General features: G+C 37.3%; 19 protein-coding genes. 9 read left to right on the top strand and 10 right to left on the bottom strand.

All coding sequences use genetic code 11. The features are described 5' to 3' along the window. Positions 1 to 6: 6 nt before the first annotated feature. Positions 7 to 1,677 (bottom strand): formate--tetrahydrofolate ligase, encoded by a 1,671-nt coding sequence (locus FNL60_RS05400; protein ID WP_002267678.1) that lies wholly within the window; start codon positions 1,675 to 1,677, stop codon positions 7 to 9. 166 nt (positions 1,678 to 1,843) lie between these two features. Here FNL60_RS05400 and FNL60_RS05395 point away from each other — a divergent pair, with 166 nt between their 5' ends. From FNL60_RS05395 to FNL60_RS05380, 4 genes are all read left to right on the top strand, one after another. Continuing rightward, positions 1,844 to 2,530, top strand: a complete 687-nt coding sequence (locus FNL60_RS05395) for a phosphopantothenate--cysteine ligase (protein WP_002267677.1) — start codon at positions 1,844 to 1,846, stop codon at positions 2,528 to 2,530. Beyond that, positions 2,523 to 3,062 carry a phosphopantothenoylcysteine decarboxylase gene (gene coaC / locus FNL60_RS05390; RefSeq protein ID WP_002262265.1) on the top strand — a complete coding sequence of 180 codons (540 nt, stop codon included), beginning with the start codon at positions 2,523 to 2,525 and terminating at the stop codon, positions 3,060 to 3,062. The genes FNL60_RS05395 and coaC overlap by 8 nt, the downstream gene beginning before the upstream one ends. 74 nt (positions 3,063 to 3,136) lie before the next feature. Further along, a complete protein-coding gene (locus FNL60_RS05385) occupies positions 3,137 to 3,709 on the top strand; it encodes an ECF transporter S component (RefSeq protein ID WP_002262264.1) in 573 nt (190 codons plus the stop codon). Between the two features lie 94 nt (positions 3,710 to 3,803). Further along, a complete protein-coding gene (locus FNL60_RS05380; protein ID WP_002264266.1) occupies positions 3,804 to 5,519 on the top strand; it encodes a phospho-sugar mutase in 1,716 nt (571 codons plus the stop codon). A 130-nt stretch (positions 5,520 to 5,649) separates the two neighbouring features. Here the strand turns inward: FNL60_RS05380 and FNL60_RS05375 are convergent, their stop codons facing one another. The 9 genes from FNL60_RS05375 to FNL60_RS05335 are packed head-to-tail and all read right to left on the bottom strand — an operon-like array spanning position 5,650 to position 15,127. Then, positions 5,650 to 7,395 carry an ABC transporter ATP-binding protein gene (locus FNL60_RS05375; RefSeq protein ID WP_002279944.1) on the bottom strand — a complete coding sequence of 582 codons (1,746 nt, stop codon included), beginning with the start codon at positions 7,393 to 7,395 and terminating at the stop codon, positions 5,650 to 5,652. After that, positions 7,392 to 9,125 (bottom strand): ABC transporter ATP-binding protein, encoded by a 1,734-nt coding sequence (locus FNL60_RS05370; protein WP_002279945.1) that lies wholly within the window; start codon positions 9,123 to 9,125, stop codon positions 7,392 to 7,394. Before FNL60_RS05370 ends, FNL60_RS05375 begins: the two co-directional genes overlap by 4 nt. A 9-nt stretch (positions 9,126 to 9,134) precedes the next feature. Then, positions 9,135 to 9,749 carry a lysozyme family protein gene (locus tag FNL60_RS05365; RefSeq protein WP_002262260.1) on the bottom strand — a complete coding sequence of 205 codons (615 nt, stop codon included), beginning with the start codon at positions 9,747 to 9,749 and terminating at the stop codon, positions 9,135 to 9,137. A 1-nt stretch (position 9,750) separates the two neighbouring features. Then, a complete protein-coding gene (locus FNL60_RS05360; RefSeq protein ID WP_002264268.1) occupies positions 9,751 to 10,728 on the bottom strand; it encodes a nucleoid-associated protein in 978 nt (325 codons plus the stop codon). After that, positions 10,725 to 11,987 (bottom strand): serine hydroxymethyltransferase, encoded by a 1,263-nt coding sequence (gene glyA, locus FNL60_RS05355; protein WP_002279946.1) that lies wholly within the window; start codon positions 11,985 to 11,987, stop codon positions 10,725 to 10,727. The genes FNL60_RS05360 and glyA overlap by 4 nt, the downstream gene beginning before the upstream one ends. A gap of 9 nt (positions 11,988 to 11,996) precedes the next feature. Continuing rightward, positions 11,997 to 12,587 carry an L-threonylcarbamoyladenylate synthase gene (locus tag FNL60_RS05350; RefSeq protein WP_002279947.1) on the bottom strand — a complete coding sequence of 197 codons (591 nt, stop codon included), beginning with the start codon at positions 12,585 to 12,587 and terminating at the stop codon, positions 11,997 to 11,999. Next, positions 12,580 to 13,413, bottom strand: coding sequence for a peptide chain release factor N(5)-glutamine methyltransferase (gene prmC, locus FNL60_RS05345; protein ID WP_032506511.1), 834 nt, complete (start codon positions 13,411 to 13,413; stop codon positions 12,580 to 12,582). Before prmC ends, FNL60_RS05350 begins: the two co-directional genes overlap by 8 nt. After that, positions 13,413 to 14,492: a peptide chain release factor 1 gene (gene prfA / locus FNL60_RS05340; RefSeq protein WP_002267672.1), complete on the bottom strand. Its 1,080-nt coding sequence runs from the start codon at positions 14,490 to 14,492 to the stop codon at positions 13,413 to 13,415. The genes prmC and prfA overlap by 1 nt, the downstream gene beginning before the upstream one ends. 59 nt (positions 14,493 to 14,551) lie before the next feature. Continuing rightward, complete coding sequence (locus FNL60_RS05335) at positions 14,552 to 15,127, bottom strand: thymidine kinase (protein ID WP_002264272.1); 576 nt, start codon at positions 15,125 to 15,127, stop codon at positions 14,552 to 14,554. A 158-nt stretch (positions 15,128 to 15,285) separates the two neighbouring features. On the opposite strand from FNL60_RS05335, the gene FNL60_RS05330 reads away from it, so the two are divergent. The 5 genes from FNL60_RS05330 (at position 15,286) to FNL60_RS05310 (ending at position 20,156) form a co-directional block, all read left to right on the top strand. After that, positions 15,286 to 15,471, top strand: a complete 186-nt coding sequence (locus tag FNL60_RS05330) for a 4-oxalocrotonate tautomerase (RefSeq protein ID WP_002262253.1) — start codon at positions 15,286 to 15,288, stop codon at positions 15,469 to 15,471. 81 nt (positions 15,472 to 15,552) lie between these two features. Further along, positions 15,553 to 16,488 carry an FAD:protein FMN transferase gene (locus tag FNL60_RS05325; RefSeq protein ID WP_002267671.1) on the top strand — a complete coding sequence of 312 codons (936 nt, stop codon included), beginning with the start codon at positions 15,553 to 15,555 and terminating at the stop codon, positions 16,486 to 16,488. Between the two features lie 24 nt (positions 16,489 to 16,512). Further along, positions 16,513 to 17,115 carry an NADPH-dependent FMN reductase gene (locus FNL60_RS05320; RefSeq protein ID WP_002262251.1) on the top strand — a complete coding sequence of 201 codons (603 nt, stop codon included), beginning with the start codon at positions 16,513 to 16,515 and terminating at the stop codon, positions 17,113 to 17,115. Between the two features lie 19 nt (positions 17,116 to 17,134). Further along, the gene (locus tag FNL60_RS05315) at positions 17,135 to 18,391 is read left to right on the top strand and encodes an NAD(P)H-dependent oxidoreductase (RefSeq protein ID WP_002264275.1); all 1,257 of its coding nucleotides are present in this window, start codon (positions 17,135 to 17,137) and stop codon (positions 18,389 to 18,391) included. Positions 18,392 to 18,632: 241 nt separating this feature from the next. Beyond that, complete coding sequence (locus FNL60_RS05310; RefSeq protein ID WP_002279949.1) at positions 18,633 to 20,156, top strand: putative cross-wall-targeting lipoprotein signal domain-containing protein; 1,524 nt, start codon at positions 18,633 to 18,635, stop codon at positions 20,154 to 20,156. Positions 20,157 to 20,317 lie beyond the last annotated feature (161 nt).

Here is a 20,317-nt window from a genome sequence, read left to right as displayed (position 1 = left end):
TTAATTTTAGAACAAGCCAAGGGCTGTTCCATCTGCAGCAACATCCATATTAAGAGCTGCTGGTTTTTTTGGCAATCCAGGCATGGTCATGACATCTCCTGTAAGTGCAACGATAAAACCTGCACCCAACTTGGGAACCAATTCACGAATAGTAATATCAAAGCCAGTTGGGGCACCCAGTAATTTCGGATCGTCTGAAAAACTGTACTGTGTCTTAGCCATACAAATTGGTAAGTTATCCCAACCATTTTTAACAATTTGGGCAATTTGTGTTTTAGCTTTCTTTTCAAAAATAACTTTATCAGCACGGTAGATTTCCTTGGCAATCTCAGTGACTTTTTCTTCAACTGAAAGATTATTATCATAAAGACGTTTATAATGGGATGGATTATTTTCAATGGTATTGATAAGCGTATTTGCCAAGTCTACACCGCCATCAGCCCCGTTAGCCCAGACACTGGCTAATTCAACAGGTACATCGATAGCCGCACACAAGTTACGAAGAACAGCAATTTCATCGTTCGTATCTGTGATAAATTCATTGATAGCTACTACTACAGGAACGCCATATTTACGCATATTTTCAACATGACGTGCTAAATTGGCAAAACCAGCCTTGACCGCTTCAACATTTTCTTGATTAAGAGCATCTTTAGCCACACCACCATTCATCTTCAGGGCACGAATAGTTGCAACGATAACTACCGCATCAGGGCTTGTCGGTAAGTTTGGTGCTTTGATATCAAGGAATTTTTCAGCACCAAGATCAGCTCCGAAACCAGCTTCTGTTATAGTATAATCCGCTAAACGAAGAGCTGTTGAAGTTGCAAGGACGGAATTGCAGCCATGAGCGATATTGGCGAAAGGACCGCCGTGGACAAAAGCAGGTGTTCCATAAATCGTTTGTACTAAGTTAGGCTTGATAGCCTCTTTTAGGATAAGAGCCAGTGCTCCTTGCACTTCTAAATCACGAACGTAAACCGGACTACGATCAAAACGATAACCAATGACGATGTTGGCCAAGCGTTCTTTTAGATCTTCAACATTCGTTGCCAAACAAAGGATAGCCATGATTTCAGATGCTACAGTGATATCAAAACCATCCTCACGTGGAATGCCATTTATAGGGCTGCCTAAACCAACTGTAACATGACGAAGAGCACGGTCATTTAAATCGACAACGCGCTTCCAAATAATCCGACGTTGATCTATGCCCAATTCGTTTCCCTGATGCAGATGGTTGTCAATAAGAGCTGAAAGAGCATTATTAGCTGTCGTAATAGCATGCATATCACCTGTAAAATGCAAATTGATATCTTCCATTGGTAAAACTTGAGCGTAACCACCACCAGCAGCGCCGCCTTTAATGCCCATAACCGGACCAAGGGAAGGTTCACGAATAGCAATCATTGTTTTCTTGCCGATTTTATTAAGGGCATCTGCAAGCCCGATGGTAATTGTTGATTTCCCTTCACCAGCCGGCGTTGGATTAATAGCTGTTACTAAGACAAGTTTTCCGGGTGCATTTTCTTCAACCGCTTTAATCTTATCAAAAGTCAATTTAGCCTTATATTTACCATAAAGTTCAAGATCATCAAAGTCAATTCCTAACTTTTTAACAACATTTGTAATGGGTCGCAAGTCAACACTTTGTGCAATTTCAATATCTGTTTTCATAACAGCTCCTCTTATATTTTTATTTCATTATAACAAAGTTTCATAAAAAACGCACCTTAATTAGACTATTAATTGAAAATGTTCGGATTTTACTTTTATCTCTTTCTTCAACTATTTCTTATATTTTTTAATTTACTAAATCTTAAATTTACAGTAAAATAACACTATGAAAATTTTGATTACATCTGGCGGGACGACTGAAAAGATCGATCAAGTAAGAGGAATCACTAATCATTCGTCAGGTCGCTTAGGAAAAAAAATAGCAGAGAAATTTTTGGCTGTCAATCATCAGGTTACTCTCGTTACCACAGCTTCTGCCATTAAACCAGAAAAACACGCTAATCTTTCAATTATAGAAATTACTGATGTTAACAACCTTATTGAGACTTTAGAGCCGCTGGTTAAATCTCATCATGTGCTGATTCATAGTATGGCAGTGTCCGATTATACACCACTTTACATGACTGATTTGGCAGAAATCGAAGAAACAAACGACCTTTCTCAGCTTCTAACTAAGACCAATAAAGAAAGAAAAATTTCATCACAGGCGGATTACCAAGTACTCTTTCTCAAAAAAACACCAAAGGTTATCAGTTTAGTCAAGCAATGGAACCCTAGCATACAATTAATCGCTTTTAAACTTCTGGTTAATGTCAGTAAAGAGGAGCTTTTTCAAGTCGCACGTAGCAGTTTAAAAAAGAATCAGGCGGATTATATTTTAGCTAATGATTTGACAATGATTTCAGCAGACAAACATCTGGCTTATCTTTTAGATGATACCAACGCCTACATGGCAGAAACAAAAGCTGAAATCGCCGATTTAATTTTTGAAAAGGTAAGAAAAAATGACTAAAAAAATTCTACTTGCTGTTTCTGGTAGCATTGCCGCTTATAAGGCTGCCGACCTAAGCCATCAATTAACCAAATTAGGCTATCATGTTAATGTCTTAATGACTAATGCTGCCAAACAGTTTATTCCCCCTTTAACCTTGCAAGTGCTTTCTAAAAATCCAGTTTATTCGAATGTTATGAAAGAGGATGATCCTCAAGTTATTAATCATATCGCATTGGCAAAACAAGCTGATCTATTTTTACTAGCACCTGCCTCTGCCAATACGCTTGCCCACCTTGCTCATGGTTTTGCAGATAATATAGTAACCAGTGTAGCTCTGGCTTTACCTTTAGAAGTTCCTAAATTTTTTGCCCCTGCTATGAATACTAAAATGTATGAGAATCCTATCACGCAAAGCAATATTGCCTTGCTAAAAAAATTCGGATATAAGGAAATCCAGCCCAAGTCAAGTGTACTAGCTTGCGGTGATGTTGGAAGCGGTGCTTTAGCAGATTTAGATACCATCATTCAAAAAATAGAAGAACAATTATAGTGTTTGCTGAAATGACTTGTCAGATTAATAGTAAACTTGTATAATAAATTTACTTTACTATTAAAGGAGGCTTCATGAAAAATCAAAAAAAGTCATCTAATATTGCTATTATTGCTGTTTTTTTCGCCGTAATGCTAGTTATTCATCTGCTTTCGAGTCTCATTTTTAACCTTTGGCCAGTCCCTATCAAACCAACAATTGTTCACATTCCTGTTATTGTTGCCTCTATTGTCTATGGTCCTCGTATTGGATCTGCCTTAGGAGGATTGATGGGAATCATCAGCCTTATTAATAATACTATTATTTTATTGCCGACAAGCTATCTGTTTTCTCCTTTTGTGCCGCATGGTAATTTCAACTCCTTACTCATAGCGCTTGTCCCTCGAATTTTAATTGGTATTTTTCCTTATTATATTTATAAATTAATGCAAAATCGCTTTGGACTTCTTTTAGCAGGCGCTATCGGTTCAGCGACTAATACTGTTTTTGTCCTCACAGGTATCTTTATTTTCTTTTCATCTGTTTACGGCGGCAATATCCAGACTATGTTGGCAACCATCATTTCTGCTAATTCTATTATTGAATTAATCATTTCAGCACTACTAACTTTCCTTATCGTTCCAAAATTGTTAAAACTTAAAAAATAATCACGTGAAAACGTGATTTTTTTTTTTGAAAGTGATATAATGAAAGCGGTTAAATATTTTAACAGAAATTTTCAAAAAGGAGCTTTGCATTATTATGGTATATCAAGAAAATTATCAAAAATGGTTAGCTTATGCTAAACTTCCCGACTATCTTCATCAAGAATTATTAGCAATGGATGAAAAGACCAAGGAAGATGCTTTCTATACTAATCTTGAGTTTGGTACAGCGGGCATGCGTGGTTATATTGGCGCTGGAACTAATCGGATCAATATTTACGTCGTTCGTCAAGCAACTGAAGGACTTGCCCAATTGATTGAAACCAAAGGAGACGACGTCAAAAAACGCGGTGTTGCTATTGCTTACGATTCCCGTCATTTCTCTCAAGAATTCGCCTTTGAATCTGCTCAGGTTTTAGCAAAACACGGTATTAAAGCTTATGTCTTTGAATCTCTTCGTCCAACTCCAGAGTTATCATTTACTGTACGCCATTTAGGAACTTTTGCGGGTATTATGGTAACAGCCAGTCATAACCCTGCACCATTTAATGGTTACAAAGTTTATGGTGAAGATGGGGGACAAATGCCTCCTTTTGATGCGGATGCTCTAACAGATTTTATTCGTGCCATTAATGATCCATTTTCAATTGAATTAGCTGATTTAGAAGAAAGCAAAGCTTCTGGATTAATTGAAGTTATCGGTGAAGCTGTTGATACTGAGTACCTCAAAGAAGTTAAAGATGTCAATATCAACCAAAAATTGATTGACGAGTACGGTAAAGACATGAAAATTGTCTACACCCCACTTCATGGTACTGGTGAAATGCTGGCTCGTCGTGCTTTGGCACAAGCTGGTTTCGATTCTGTTCAAGTGGTTGAAGCTCAAGCAGTGCCAGACCCTGATTTTTCAACCGTTAAATCACCAAATCCAGAAAATCAAGAGGCTTTTCGTTTGGCTGAAGAATTAGGACGTCAAGTTGATGCTGATGTTCTCGTTGCAACCGATCCAGATGCGGATCGTCTTGGCGTTGAAATTCGCCAAGCTGATGGATCTTATAAGAATCTTTCTGGCAATCAAATTGGTGCTATCATCGCTAAGTACATTCTTGAAGCGCACAAAACGGCTGGAAGTTTACCTACTAATGCTGCTCTTTGTAAATCAATTGTATCAACTGAATTAGTTAGCAAAATTGCTGAAAGTTATGGCGCAACTATGTTTAATGTCTTGACTGGTTTCAAATTCATTGCTGAAAAGATTCAAGAATTCGAAGAAAAACACAACCACACTTACATGTTCGGCTTTGAAGAAAGCTTTGGTTACCTTATTAAACCTTTTGTTCGTGATAAAGACGCTATTCAAGCTGTGTTGATTGTTGCTGAAATCGCAGCCTACTATCGCTCACGCGGTTTAACACTTGCTGATGGCATTGATGAAATTTACAAAGAATACGGCTACTTCGCTGAAAAAACCATTTCAGTTACTCTGTCAGGTGTTGATGGCGCTACAGAGATTAAGAAAATCATGGATAAATTCCGTGGTGATGCTCCGAAACAATTTAACGCAACAGATGTCGTTAAATTAGAAGACTTCCAAGCTCAAACTGCTACAACTGCTGATGGTATTGAAAAATTAACGACTCCTCCAAGCAATGTTCTTAAATATATCCTATCAGATGCGTCTTGGATTGCTGTCCGTCCTTCAGGTACCGAGCCGAAAATCAAATTCTACATCGCAACTGTTGGTAATAATTCAGAAGATGCGCAAGTTAAAATTGCTAATATCGAAAAAGAAATTAATGATTTCGTCGGATAGTGCTTCGTTTCTTGAAAATTAAGTTAAAATTAAAATGCTTGAATGACGCGTTTAAAACGTATTTCAAGCATTTTTTACTTTATATTCAAAGAATATTTACTATCAAAAACTAATCTGATGATAATGATTATTAGCTTTCAAGGCTATCCTGTGCTGTCTGCATTTGATAATAGACACCTTTTTTCTGCATCAAGTCTTTATGATTTCCTTGTTCAACAATATTGCCATCTACCATAACTAAGATAAGGTCTGCGCTTTGAATAGTTGACAATCTATGTGCAATAATAAAGCTGGTCCGTCCTTTCATAAGCTTTTCAAATGCTTCTTGGACCAAGATTTCTGTTCGTGTATCAATGGAGGAAGTTGCTTCATCCAAGATTAATATTTTAGGAATATGAACAAAAATTCGTGCTATCGTTAACAATTGCCTTTGCCCTTGTGATAGGGATTCTCCTGCATCGGCCAAAAAAGTATCGTAACCTTGAGGAAGTTGTTTTATAAAAAAGTCGGCATTAGCTGCTTTTGCCGCTGCAATCACTTGCTCGCGGCTAGCTTCAGGATAACCAAAGGCAATATTTTCCAAAACAGTAGCCGTTTTCAACCAAGTTTCTTGTAAGACCATACCAATCTGCTGACGATAAGAAGCTTTACTATAATCAGTGATTGCTTGCCCATCTAGCAGTATTTGCCCTTCTCGCAAATCATAAAATCGCATCAGCAAATTAATGAGAGTTGATTTTCCAGCCCCTGTAGGACCAACGATAGCCACTTTGGAACCTTGTGGAATATTGACAGACAAATTCTTAATCAGAGTTTGTTTCTCATCATAACCAAAACTAATCTTATCAAAGGCAATAGCACCTTTAACAGATTCACTGACTAATTCTTTCTTGCCATCATCCTTAGCATCCTTTTCATCAAGAATCATATAGAGACGTTCTGCACATGCTAAAGCACTTTGTAATTCAGATAGAACGGCTGAAATGTCATTAAAGGGTTTGGTATATTGAGTGACATAATTCAAGAAAGTGGTCAATTGCCCCACAGTAAAATTCCCATTCATAATGCGTAATGCTCCGATACCAGCTAAGAGCGCATAAATTAAGGCATTGATAAAACGTGTCGCGGGATTGACTGTAGATGAATAGAAAATAGCACCTTGTGAATACTTAGCATATTTGCTATTTAGATGATCAAAAGTGTGAATAAATTGATCTTGAGCATTGAAGCTTTGAATCAAACTTTCCTGACGAAGACTCTCCTCAATATGTTGAGTAAATGCTCCTCTGGCTCTGGTTTGTCTTTGATAAAGATGATAACTCTTTTGAGCAATAAAACGAGCAACAAATAAGGAAAGTGGTGTTAAGACCAGTACCAAAATCATCATAAAAAAGTCTAGCTTCGCCATTGTTATGATGGTTAACAAAATAGTCAAAATACCTACGAAAAACTGATTAAAAACCATTAAAAGTCCGTTGGATAATTGTTCAACATCCGTTGTTATACGACTGACTAAATCACCTGAAGAATGCTTATCCAAATAAGATAAAGGGAGGCGATAAAGTTTTTCAATGATATTCTGCCGAAGCTTCTGGCTATAAGTGAAAACCAAACGATTGTAAGTCAAGGGATTGATCCATTGGATAATGGTATTAAAGGCAACAACAAGAATCATGCTAATCAAGATTGTCGGTAAGATTTTCTGGACATTTTTAGCAAGAACAGCATCAACTGCTTGCCCAATTAGAACTGGGAGATAAACCGTTAGGCTGACCTGAATCAAAGTACCCAATAAGGCAAGAAAAACCAAAATTCTCTGCTTAAGAAAGTCAGCAGTCAAGCGCTTTAAGGTATTTTTATTATTTCTAGCTTTCATTTGACAACCTCCTCTTGCGGATGTTGCGAGTAATGAATTTCCTGATAAAGCGAACAGGTTTGTAAAAGCTTAGCATGATCGGCTAATGCCACTTGCTTTCCTTGATCCAAAACCAAAATATTATCTGCCTTAGAAAGACTGTTAGTCCTTTGAGATACCATAATAAGTGTCGTCTTCTTAAAATTATCCTTGATAGCCTGTAAGAGTTTTGCTTCTGTTAAATAATCAAGAGCTGAAGTGGCGTCATCTAGTATCAGCAAAGGTGCTTCTTTTAATAAAGCTCTAGCAATAGTCAAACGCTGTCTCTGTCCGCCTGAAAAATTCCTTCCAAAGGCTTCTACTTGGGCATCAAGTTTTCCTGGCTTCTGATTAACAAAATCGCTAGCCTGAGCTATATCAAGCACTTGCCAAAGCTGCTCATCACTGACTTGTTTTTCTGTACTAAGCAACAAGTTAGAACGAATCGTTCCTGTGAAGAGTTCTGCCTTTTGAGGAACCAGACTAACCCAATTTCGCCATTCCTTGATGGTTTTTGCACTCCTTTTGTCCTTAAAAATAGCGACATTGCCCTTTTGAGGGAGATAAAGACGCAACAGAACTTGAATTAAACTAGACTTTCCAGAACCAGTCCCGCCAATAATACCAAAGAATTCTCCTTGTCCAACAGCAAAAGAAATTCTTTCAAGAGCTGATTTAGCAGCCTGAGGATAGGAAAAAATCATATCTGTCACTTTAACAAGGACATCATCCGAAACGAGTTGAGATTGCAAAGGCGCTAAAACATCTTCTTCCTCTTGGTCAAAAACCTGAGTGATTCGTCTAGCGCTGATGAAACTCTGATTCAAAGAAGAAACCAACATCGTTAATTTTAAAAGCTCTACCAGAATTTGCAGCAAATAATTGACTAGCGCAATTAGCATTCCCTGACTCAAATAATGATGTGAAATAGCAATTTGTCCCTGCCAAATGACAACAATCAAGGTGACATTGACAGCTAAATAGGTCAGAGGGGTTATTAAGGTTGAAATATAACCTGTTTTAATTTGCCAATCCGTATAATCTTGATTCGTTTTTTGAAAATTCTCCTCTTCTGCTTTTATTTGACCAAAAGCACGAATAACACGACTTCCTTCTAATTGTTCACGAGTTAAACCAACAATTTTATCAGTTAGACGGCGAATCTTATCATAGAGAGGATTGACCACAACAGACATGAGATAAACTAAAGCAAAAAGGACAAAAACCATCAGGAAAAACCAAATGGTAATTCTGGGACTAATTAGAAAAGCCATCAAGACTGAACCAAAAACAATAATCGGTGCTCTAAGAAAAAGGCGCAAGAATTGATTAATGCCAGTTTGAATTTGAAAGGTATCACTAACCAAACGTGTCACTAAACTTGACGTTGTCAATTCATCGCGTTTTTCCTTGGGCAAGCGCATGATTTTTTGAAAAAGACTTTGACTAAGCTGTTTAGTATAGCCCACTGCTGCTTTAGCAGAACAATATTGGGCAATAAGAGCCACCGTAATATTGGAACAAGCTAATAAAACCAGAAAGAAAATCATCAAATAAAGATGATTTTTATCATTATGAGGAATATAACGATCAACCATTTTGGCAATAACCAAGGGAACTAGCAATTCAAAAGAGGCCTCTAAAAGTTTGAAGACGGGGCCAAGTATGGTTTCTTTGAGATACCCCTTAAAATAGATAAGTAATGATCTCATCAATAAAACTCACTTTCTTTGGAAAGCAGCAACAAACTTAATTAAGGAGAGATTTAGTTTGACCTGCTTAGCGTAATAGATATTGCCGCCGTCTTTATAAAGCTCACCGCCACCATAATAGAATGCTACTAAATTATGATAGTGATATGTTTCTCCTGTTTTATTTCCTAGACTTGGTGCTACAACATCTTTGGAATAACGTTTGGCTAGTTTTATTGTACTCTTACCACCATGCTTAGCAATATAACGAATATAATTTTTACCGAAATTATAAGCTTGCACTGCCGTCCAGACATCCGTATTCCTATTCTGCGCTTCTTCTAAATTTTCAGATAAAACGGTTATACCTTGTTTAACGCTTTCACGACTATCGGTAATAGTATTAGCAATGCCACTTGAACTTTCGCTGGATTGCATTAAATCATCTTCTCTGCCTTTTGTCTCTGTATAAATCATGGCTAAAACTAAATTTTCATTGGTTTTAGTATCATTTTCATCTAAAACTTCCTGCACCATTGGACGGTATGCAAGTACTTTTTTGACATTCTGATAGGTAGTAAAAGTTTGATATCCGATAAAAATCAGAAGACCTAAAAGAATGATTCGTATTAGTTTTTTTTTCATATTATTTACTTTGTATGTCTTCGATATTTTTGATCAAAATAGAATAAGTTCCATTTTGGTTTTGGATAAATTCAACAGATTCTGCATCCTGATAGATATGATTGGGTACTAAAAGCTCAATTCCATTGGAAAGAGACAGTTTTTGATTCTCCAATTTTTTAGTTTGACGAGAATGATCGATATCAGAAACTTTGATTGACTCTGGGATTGTTTCTTTCAAGTCATCAATAAAATTTAAACGCGCTGTCAGATTGGAATCAAAGAGCTGATCGGCTAATTTTTCTGGTGATAATTCCTGATCTTCTTCCAAATTTTTATAAATGGCGGCTTTCATCTTTGCATGAAAAGCAAAGTCATCTTGATTGAAATTATCAGCAATTTTTTGTGCTGTCTGTTCCATCATCTTAATGGACTTTTTAACTGATTGTTCAGGCTTAACTTGAAGAAGATTCTCTGAAAAATAATTAGCAAAAGAGCCATTATGCTTAATGCGCTTTTCAATAAGATAATACTGCTGATTTTGACGATTGATAATTAAAGCTTCATCTGGTGTTTGTGCAGCAGATGGCAAATTATTTTGTGTCAGGCGCAGAGGGCTATCGCCATCATCAATAATATGCGTTAAACTCTCCTTTAGAGCTAGTCTTAAGAAAGCAAAATGCTCAATGCCCTCTTTATCAAACTGAAGAAAAACTAAATCATTCGTTTTTTGATTGTCACTGATAACGAATTCTTCTTTCCAAAGGTGGGCAATTTTCTTGGAGGACTCTAAAAAGTCATCTGTCAAATAACTAAGAAAGACATTACCACTATCAAACTGACCACGCCTAGCTTCGTCAGAAAAAACTTTACCTACTTTTTTTCGAAAATAAGTATCTAAATTGGGTGTAATAGTTAAGCATTTATCCGAAAGAATGAGCTCAGTATCATCTGGAGTAAATTGGTGAATGACAATCTTTTTTAAATACAAATCCATCATACAAGATTCTCATAAAGTGGGAAAGCATCTGTCAAAAGTTTAACTTCTTGACGCACTTCTTCTAACACTGCTTCATTTTCGGTATTTTCAAGGGTTTTAACAATCAATTCAGCCACTTTACGGCATTCTTCAGGACCAAAACCACGCGCTGTTACTGCTGCCGTTCCAATGCGAATACCTGAAGTTTTAAACGGTGACAGCTTTTCAAAAGGAATAGAATTTTTATTCAATGTGATATGAACATCATCTAAAATATTCTGAGCCACTTTACCGTTTTCAACAACTTGTGTGACATCAACGAGGAAAAGATGGTTTTCACTAGCACCAGAAACAACACGGAATTTTTCGTGAGCATTGAAAACTTCTACCATTGCTTGGCAATTTTCAATAATTTTTTGCGCATAAACTTTAAAAGCAGGATCTAAATTTTCCTTGAAAGTGATAGCCTTGGCCGCAACAATATGTTCCAAAGGACCACCTTGCAAACCAGGGAAGATAGCAGAATTGATTTTTTTAGCTAAATCTTCATCATTGGTCAAGACGAGCCCACCGCGAGGGCCACGAAGAGTTTTATGAGTCGTTGTTGTTGTAATATGAGCATAAGGTACAGGATTTGGATGCAAGTCGGCAGCAACCAAGCCAGCAATGTGGGCCATGTCAACCATAAGTTTTGCACCAACTTGGTCTGCAATGTCACGGAATTTTTTAAAATCAATGATATGAGAATAAGCAGATGCCCCAGCAACAATTAACTTAGGCTGCACTTCTTCAGCCTGTTTTAAAATTTGTTCATAATTCAAAACTTCTGTTTCAGGATCAACATTGTAAGCTATGAAGTTATAGGTTTGCCCAGAAAAACTAACTGGGGAGCCATGTGTCAAATGACCACCAGCAGCCAAATCTAAGCCCATAACAGTATTACCGGGCTTGATAAGTGCCATATAAGCTGCAGCATTCGCTTGACTACCAGAGTGGGGTTGAACATTAGCATATTTAGCACCAAAAAGTCTTTTAGCACGTTCGATAGCCAAACTCTCAACTACATCAACATAGTCTGTACCGCCATAATAACGACGGCCAGGATAACCTTCAGCATATTTATTAGTCAAAATAGACCCCTGCGCCTTCATGACTGCTTTAGAAACCACATTTTCAGAGGCAATTAATTCAATATTGTTTTGCTGTCGCTTTTCTTCTGCGTGAATAGCTTCCCAGACTTCTCTATCGTACTCTTCATAATTATCTTTATCAAAAATCATTTTTTCTCCTTAAAATCTTATATCTTTCACATGCGCTTGAATAGCGTCCTGTGTAAGCGCTCCTTGTCTCAGAATCTTTGCTCGGGAACTTGAAATATCTAAAATAGTCGAGTCTCTTCCTTTTATTGCCTTATCATCCTGAATACCTAATAAACGATTAGCAAAAGCCTCTTGAATTTCCCGATAAACCAAACCACTTGCTTGACCAGATAAATTAGCTGAAGTGCCAATTAAAGGACCAGTCTGTTTGATATAGGCTAGAGTTTGAGGGTGGGCGGGGACCCTGAAACCAACAGTTGATAAACCGCCATTAATCCAAGCTGGCACTTTTTCGTTAGCTTTCAAGACAATGGTTAAGGGACCCGGTAAAAAAGCTTTATAGAGTTCTGCCAAATAAGCTGGTGCCTCTTTTGAAAAAGCCAAAATATCTTCTAAAGAGGCAACGTTTAAGTTCATTGCTTTTTCGCGTGGCCGTTTTTTTAAATCATAAACATTATCAACAGCTCTTTTGCTCAAAGCTTGAGCAAAAAGACCATAGACGGTTTCTGTTGGCAGAACAACTGCCTGTCCCTCTCTAAGTGCTTCTTCAATTTTATCCATCGTCAACCACAACCATTCTATCCTTGCCAAAACTATCCTGCAAAAGGCGAACACGCTTATTTGGGAACTGTCTTTCAAAAAGCTGAGAAACTGCTTCTCCCTGCTTGTAGCCAATTTCTAAGTAAATTTTACCTGTAAGTTTTAAATAATGCTCAGCTTCTAAAGCTAACTTCTGATAGAAAGCTAAGCCATCATTATCAGCAAAAAGCGCTAAATGGGGTTCGTGTGTCAAAACATTCTGTTCAACTTCATCTTGATCCCTTAAAGAAATATAAGGTGGGTTAGAAACAATAATATCGTATTTATCTGAAATGTGACTAAAAATATCTGACTGCAAAAAGGTCACAGCTGCTTGATTAACAGTAGCGTTTTCCTGTGCTAAATTAAGAGCATCTTCTGAAATATCGCTAGCCCATACTTGCCAATCTGGCTGAGCTTTTGCAAGAGCCAAAGCAATAGCACCGCTGCCTGTACCAATGTCTAAAAGTTTAGCAAAGCTTCTATGCTGATTTTCTTTTAAGATAAATTTGACTAATTCTTCTGTTTCTGGCCTTGGAATCAAAACACGTTCATCAACCGATAGGATTAAGTCAGCAAAGTAAGCTTTTCCTGTGATATATTGAGCAGGGATATGCTGCCTTAATTGTTGCATGCTTTCTTCAAGTTTAGTCAGATCCGCTTCAGCAATTTCTTGTGGCTGTTGAAGGATAAAATCTGTCTGATTCCAACCCTTACAATCTTTAAAAACGTAGGCCAAACTTTCCTTTTCTTCTCCCAAAGCTTCAAGTTCTGATTCATATTGGGCAAAAACTTGTCCATAATTCATCATTTATTAAGCTCTTCTAATTTTTGTGTTTGATCATAAAGAATAAGAGCGTCAATGACTTCGTCTAACTTGCCTGACAAAATACTGTCTAATTTTTGAAGTGTCAGCCCAATACGGTGATCTGTGACACGGTTTTGCGGAAAATTATAGGTACGAATACGCTCTGAACGGTCTCCCGTACCAACTGTTGATTTTCGTTCAGCATCTTGTTCATCCTGAGCAATTTGCGCAAAGTGGTCTGCTACACGCGCACGGATAATTTTCATAGCCTTATCACGATTTTTCTGCTGGGTGCGCTCTTCTTGCATTTCAACTTTAATGTTGGTTGGCAAATGGATAATACGAACCGCAGTTGCTACTTTATTGACATTTTGCCCACCAGCACCTGAAGCATGATAGATATCCACACGCAAGTCTTTTGGATCTATTTCATATTCGACTTCTTCAACTTCGGGCATGACGAGAACTGTTGCTGTTGAGGTATGGACACGACCTTGACTTTCTGTTACAGGAACACGTTGAACTCGATGGGCACCCGATTCATATTTGAGTTTAGAATAAACAGACTGTCCTGAAACCATAGCAACGACTTCCTTGAGTCCGCCGACACCATTGGTAGAAGCCTCCATCACCTCAAATTTCCAGCCTTGATTTTCAGCATATTTTTGGTACATATTCAAAAGATCACCAGCAAAAAGAGCGGCTTCGTCACCGCCTGCAGCACCACGAATTTCTAAAATAATATTCTTATCATCGTTGGGATCTTTTGGTAAAAGGAGAAATTTCAGTTTTTCTTCGTATTCTTCCTTTGCTACCTTGGAGTTTTTCAACTCTTCCTTGGCCATTTCCTCAAGTTCAGGATCACCACTAGCATCTTTAATCATTTCTTGCGCATCAGCAATATTTTGAACGATTTGCTTGTACTCACGATAGACAGCAACTGTTTCGCGGCTATTGGCTTCTTCTCGCGATAATTCCATAAAACGCTTGGTATCACTGACGACGTCTGGATCTGAAAGCAATTCTCCTAATTCTTCATAACGATCTTCAACCGCCTGAAGTTGATCATAAATATTCATTTTATCATTTAACCTTTCTTTGGACTTGATACATCAATAAGTCATTCCTGTCAAAAATGTCAGGCTTTGATTGGAGGATGAAAGTAATGTCTTCGACAGACAGGAATATAAGTTTCATTACCACCAATTTGAATTTGATTGCCCTTATAGACAGGCCTGCCATTTTCTGTTCTTAAAACCATGGTTGCCTTTTTGGAGCAAAATTGACAGATAGTTTTAATTTCCTCAATCTTATCAGCTAACAGCAAGAGTTCACGTGACCCTTCAAAGAGATGGTTCTGAAAATCATTTTTGAGCCCAAAGGCCATAACAGGCACATCCAATTCATCAACAATCCTTGCTAGATCATAAACATTTTTTTGGCTTAAAAACTGACTTTCATCAATTAAAATACAATAAGGTTTCTCAAACATGTTTTCGATGTAAGCAAAAATATCCATGTCATCTGTAATAGTAACTGCTTCACGTCGCATGCCAATTCTACTAGCCACCACACCAAATCCATCTCGCGTGTCCAAGCTGCTCGTCATAATGACAACAGGCTTTCCTTGTTCTTCATAATTATGAGCAACCTTTAAAATTTCGATTGTCTTACCTGAATTCATGGTCCCATATTTATAATATAACTGCGCCAAGACTGTCATCCCCATCTCAAACTGATATCTTATCCATTTTACCATAAAAGCTCAAAAGGCGCACTGAGTTTTTTTGTTAAATAAAAGACATATTGTCATCTTCTTTTTAACAAAAATATGCTAAAATGAAACTATTAAATTAAAGGAGTGTTATACTTATGCCATTTGTTAAAATTGACCTTTTTGAAGGCCGTAGCCAAGAACAAAAAATCCAGCTTGCTCGTGAAGTAACTGAAGTAGTATCTCGTGTTGCAAAAGCACCTAAAGAAGCGATTCACGTTTTTATTAACGACATGCCGGAAGGAACCTATTATCCTCACGGAGAAATGAAGAAAAAAGGTTAGGTTTCGGTTATTTAAAGCTTGATTTTATTTTCAGAAAACGCTATCATATAATCAGAAAGCTCTAAAGGAGGTAGGAAAAATTTGCAGGCACAACAAACTTTACATCTGATGGGGACAACGATTGATCTTATGGTTGAAGCCGACAATGCTAAAGAACTTGTTGAGACTGCTTGCCAACTTTTAAAGACTTACGAACATCGTTTCAGTGCCAATAGTGATGACTCAGAACTGATGGCTGTCAATCATCTGGCAGGTATCAAACCTGTTCAGGTTCAAGAAGATTTGTTCCAATTAATTAAAATTGGGAAAAAACATAGCCTTGAGCAGCCAAGCAATCTCAATATCGCTATCGGACCTTTGGTGCAAGCTTGGCGGATAGGTTTTGACGATGCCAATATCCCCAGCAAATCTCTGATTGAAAAAAAATTGAAACTGATCGATCCTCAAAATATCAGACTGGATGAGAAAAAACAAACTGTCTTTTTATCCCAAAAGGAAATGAAGATTGATTTGGGATCTTTGGCAAAAGGTTACATTGCTGATAGAGTCATTTCTTATTTAAAACAGCAAGGTGCGTCTTCTGCTATGATTAATTTGGGTGGCAATCTTTTGGTTTATGGTCCTAATAAAAAACGTTCAAATGGTTTATGGTATATTGGGATTCAAGATCCTAAAAAGCCACGAAACCAAAATATTGGTATTGTGAAAATTCATGGTCAATCTGTTGTTACTTCTGGCATTTATGAACGTCACCTACAGATTAATGGGAAAGATTATCACCATATTTTTGATAAAAATACAGGCTATCCAATAGAAACTCAAATGGCTAGTCTCAGTATTATCTCAGACTTATCACTTGATGGTGAGATTTGGACAACACGTTTATTTGGTTTACCAATACCGTTTGTTATGGAAACAATTAATCAAATCAGTCATATTGAAGGAATTATTATCACTAGAGATAATCGACTTGCTGTTTCAGATGGTCTTAAAAACACTTTTTCCACTTTCCATTAAATTCAAAGAAGAGAGGTCACACATATGAAACTCATTGGATTAGTTGGTACAAACTCAAAAAAATCCACCAACCGCCAATTACTGCAATACATGCAAAAACATTTTGCTGATAAAGCTGACATTGAATTGCTTGAAATTAAAGATATTCCTATTTTTAATAAACCAGCAGACAAAAAAGTTCCAGAGCAAATACTTAAGATAGCTGAGAAAATTGAAGCTGCAGATGGTGTAATTATTGGTACACCTGAATACGATCATTCTATTCCAGCTGTATTAATGAGTGCTCTGGCTTGGCTGTCATACGGTATTTACCCGCTTCTTAATAAACCTGTCATGATTACTGGGGCTTCTTACGGAACCCTTGGTTCATCTCGAGCTCAGCTGCAACTTCGTCAAATTCTTAATGCGCCAGAAATTAAAGCGAATGTCCTTCCTGATGAATTTTTACTCTCTCACTCTCTGCAAGCATTTGACAAAGAAGGTAATCTTAATGATTTAGATACTTTCCAAAAACTTGATGCTATCTTTGACGATTTCCGTCTTTTTGTTAAAATCACCGAGAAACTATCAAGTGCCCAAGAACTTTTACATAAAGAAGCTGAAAATTTCAATTGGGAAAGTCTGTAAACAAAAAGGAGAAAATAAGATGAAATTTGTAGGACTTGTAGGCTCAAATGCAGAACAATCATACAATCGCAAACTGTTAGAATACATCAGAAAACAATTTAAATTAAAATTTGAACTAGAATTGTTGGAAATTGATGAAGTACCAATGTTCAATCAAGATCAGAGTTGGAAAGACAGTTTCCAATTGCGTCTCCTATACAATAAAATTATACGTGCTGACGGGGTAATTATCGCTACACCTGAACATAACCACACCATTACTGCCGCTTTAAAGAGTGTTTTGGAATGGTTATCCTGTGAAGTCCATCCCTTTGAAAACAAACCTGTTATGATTGTTGGTGCTTCTTATTATGATCAAGGGACATCCCGAGCTCAGGTTCATTTGAGAAAAATTTTAGACGCACCCGGCGTCAATGCCTACACTCTTCCTGGTAATGAATTTTTACTTGGAAAAGCTAAGGAAGCCTTTGATGACAATGGTAATATTATTAATCAAGGAACTGTTGATTTCCTTGAAACTTGTTTAGATAATTTTATGAGCTATGTTGGAGTAGTATCAAAATTGCAAAAACCAAAACCAATTGAACCAGAAGATTTGGATTGTAATCATCCTATTGCTACAACCATTACTGAGGTTGATCCCGACGATCCTGAATGGGTTGAAAAAGTCGCTGAAATCACAGGTGCAGTGTCAGGTGATGCTTATGTTAAACTTGATCATGGTATTTTGACAGTCGATCAAATCAATATGTTCTTAAAAGCTATGCCTTTTGAGTTGACTTATGCGGATGACAATAATCAATTCTTGTATTACAATAACGCCCATCAAGATCCTGATACCATGTATGCTAAGCGTATCCCGGAACAGTCTGGAAATCGTTTGTCTACTGTTCATAATTCGCTTCCTGCAGGGCGTATGAAAAATGTTGAATGGGTTATTGGAACATTGCGCAATGGCAATCAGGAGTATGTCCGTACCCTTATTCCAAGCCCAAATCCCGCTGTTTTGAATACGCATAATTATCAAGCCATGTATTATGATGATGGTTCTTTTGCGGGAATCAATGAAATTGTCTTCAATTTCAAACCTTGGCTAGATTGGTATCTACAAACAACAGGACAAAGACTTGTTGGTGGTGCAGGTGGTGTCGATGCCACATCTGGTGCTTCTGACAGTGGCCATGGTGGAGGTAGCGATGCTACTTCCGGTGCCTCTGATAGCAGTCATAGCAATGAAACAGCTGCTGATGCCACATCTGGTGCTTCCGAACATTGATCTTATTAATATTTTAACAATAAAAGGTTAGGACAAAAGTCCTGCCTTTTTCAAATATATTAGGCATAGTAGCTTGAAGTCAGACTGCTTAACTTTCTATTTTTGTCGATATACTCTTAATTGTATTCATTTTTTACAGAAATGTAAAAAAAATGTGTCCATAATAAAATTAAATCATGATAAACTATATTATTATTTTAATGTCATTAAAATAATAATAATTTATTTATGAGAGGAAAAAATGGAACAGAAGATTTTTAGCAAACGAAAAAGTAAGATTGCTGGGCTTTGTGGAGCTATTTTAACGACTACAGTTGTTGCCCTTGCGTCAGGTACTGTAATCGAGGCTGATGAGACAATAGAACAGCCTGTCGCAGCTGAGACTGTCTCGCAAGCTGATGGGGACAATCCCGAACAAACAACAAGCGTTCAACAAGAAACTGCTCCTCAACAAACGGAAACTTCTCAAAGCTCAGACGCAACCGTAGATAGAGAAGAGTCAGCAACCTCCCCATCTGATGAACAGATCGTAAGTCAAAATGATTCAAACTCATCATCTCAAATTGATCAAACGATAGCTGATACGAATCGCTCTGACTCTGATCATATTTCAAAAACATCAGCCGCTACAACTGAAGATCAAGAAGAGAAAGTTAATTCTGCAAAAGCACAAACTGCTGCCGCAACCAACAATCAAGACACTCGTTATAGTGCGAAAGATGCTTATGGCAATTCCAATTTTAACAAGACATTAACTGAATTTGGAAAAAATGCTAATGTTGCTGATGTAACCTATGATGGCGTGAGGGATGAATATATTGTGGTTAATGATCCTAGTGCTCCTTACGTTCCTAATGCAAACGAAATTGCAAAATACTTAAAGGAATATTTAACAGAACTCCGCAACATCAATAATATTGCTATTCCTGTGCCTTCTGTTGATCAGGTTATGCAAAAATACGCACAAGATCGGGCTAACGAAGAAGCCAATGAAAAAAACGGCTTGGATCATGATACTAGTTTACCTATCCCTAATAATTTAACTTGGGTTGCCGAAGATGGACATTTGGATATGGATAGCAGCATTCAATCCAAAAGTCAAGAAGGCTATACACTTGCCTCTGATAAAGCAACCGCCTACTATCTAGCGCTTAACTGGTTTTCTGACTATTTTAATATTTACGATGACCCCAACGATGGCCTCAAATCGTTTGGACACGCTGTCAGTATTTTGTCAGACGGGGGAACTGGAATGGGCTTAGGTCTTGCTTCAGGTCAAGATAATGAAAAGGGAATGTGGTACGCACAATTGGAATTTGGTGGTAACGATAACGAAGATAATACCAACGATTTTTCATCTTTAAAAAACGGCAAGGGAGAATGGGTATTATATTATAAAGGAAGTCCTGTTAAGTTTCTTCCTAACACTACCTTTTGGTATGTAAAAAAAGGCACTTCCCCTGATGCAGCTTCTACTCCTCACAACAGTGATAAACCTTCATTCCAGTCATCTAAAGATCTTGACCCTAATTTCAAGGCCGATAATAGATTCCAAGAAGGAAAGGAAGCCTCTGTTCATCAGGCTATTCCTGCAACATTTAAATCTCATCGCGATGAAGTTGGTAATAAAGACCAAAATTCTATTTCTGCTCAACTACCTGATACAGGAGTTCAAAAAAATAATCAATTAGCCTTGATAGCTTTAGGAACAGGCTTGATTTTACTTTCCGGACTTCTTCTTTCAAAAAGAAAATCCTTAAAATAATTGTTCTATTTTTATTTATAGGGGGGATGGTTCCCCATGATTGCTAGTCAATCACCTTCAAAAAAAGCTACCCTCACTAGGTGCATAATCCTAGTGGGGGTTTTATAATTGATCATTTACTGAGCTCTTACTTCAACAACTTTCCAAACTGTTAAAGTTTT

It is taken from the genome of Streptococcus mutans (genome assembly GCF_006739205.1).
Lineage (GTDB): Bacteria > Bacillota > Bacilli > Lactobacillales > Streptococcaceae > Streptococcus > Streptococcus mutans.
Note: the sequence above shows the minus strand (reverse complement) of the source record. Positions and strands in the feature narration are given on the sequence as shown.

Excerpts from the sequence above, each read along its gene's own strand:
- FNL60_RS05365 (WP_002262260.1), bottom strand. The coding sequence starts at position 9,749 with ATGAAAAAAAAACTAATACGAATCATTCTTTTAGGTCTTCTGATTTTT.
- FNL60_RS05315 (WP_002264275.1), top strand. The coding sequence starts at position 17,135 with ATGAAATTTGTAGGACTTGTAGGCTCAAATGCAGAACAATCATACAAT.
- FNL60_RS05330 (WP_002262253.1), top strand. The coding sequence starts at position 15,286 with ATGCCATTTGTTAAAATTGACCTTTTTGAAGGCCGTAGCCAAGAACAA.
- prfA (WP_002267672.1), bottom strand. The coding sequence starts at position 14,492 with ATGAATATTTATGATCAACTTCAGGCGGTTGAAGATCGTTATGAAGAA.
- FNL60_RS05360 (WP_002264268.1), bottom strand. The coding sequence starts at position 10,728 with ATGATGGATTTGTATTTAAAAAAGATTGTCATTCACCAATTTACTCCA.
- prmC (WP_032506511.1), bottom strand. The coding sequence starts at position 13,413 with ATGAATTATGGACAAGTTTTTGCCCAATATGAATCAGAACTTGAAGCT.
- FNL60_RS05370 (WP_002279945.1), bottom strand. The coding sequence starts at position 9,125 with ATGAGATCATTACTTATCTATTTTAAGGGGTATCTCAAAGAAACCATA.
- FNL60_RS05385 (WP_002262264.1), top strand. The coding sequence starts at position 3,137 with ATGAAAAATCAAAAAAAGTCATCTAATATTGCTATTATTGCTGTTTTT.
- FNL60_RS05395 (WP_002267677.1), top strand. The coding sequence starts at position 1,844 with ATGAAAATTTTGATTACATCTGGCGGGACGACTGAAAAGATCGATCAA.
- glyA (WP_002279946.1), bottom strand. The coding sequence starts at position 11,987 with ATGATTTTTGATAAAGATAATTATGAAGAGTACGATAGAGAAGTCTGG.
- FNL60_RS05350 (WP_002279947.1), bottom strand. The coding sequence starts at position 12,587 with ATGGATAAAATTGAAGAAGCACTTAGAGAGGGACAGGCAGTTGTTCTG.
- FNL60_RS05320 (WP_002262251.1), top strand. The coding sequence starts at position 16,513 with ATGAAACTCATTGGATTAGTTGGTACAAACTCAAAAAAATCCACCAAC.
- FNL60_RS05310 (WP_002279949.1), top strand. The coding sequence starts at position 18,633 with ATGGAACAGAAGATTTTTAGCAAACGAAAAAGTAAGATTGCTGGGCTT.
- FNL60_RS05375 (WP_002279944.1), bottom strand. The coding sequence starts at position 7,395 with ATGAAAGCTAGAAATAATAAAAATACCTTAAAGCGCTTGACTGCTGAC.
- coaC (WP_002262265.1), top strand. The coding sequence starts at position 2,523 with ATGACTAAAAAAATTCTACTTGCTGTTTCTGGTAGCATTGCCGCTTAT.
- FNL60_RS05380 (WP_002264266.1), top strand. The coding sequence starts at position 3,804 with ATGGTATATCAAGAAAATTATCAAAAATGGTTAGCTTATGCTAAACTT.
- FNL60_RS05400 (WP_002267678.1), bottom strand. The coding sequence starts at position 1,677 with ATGAAAACAGATATTGAAATTGCACAAAGTGTTGACTTGCGACCCATT.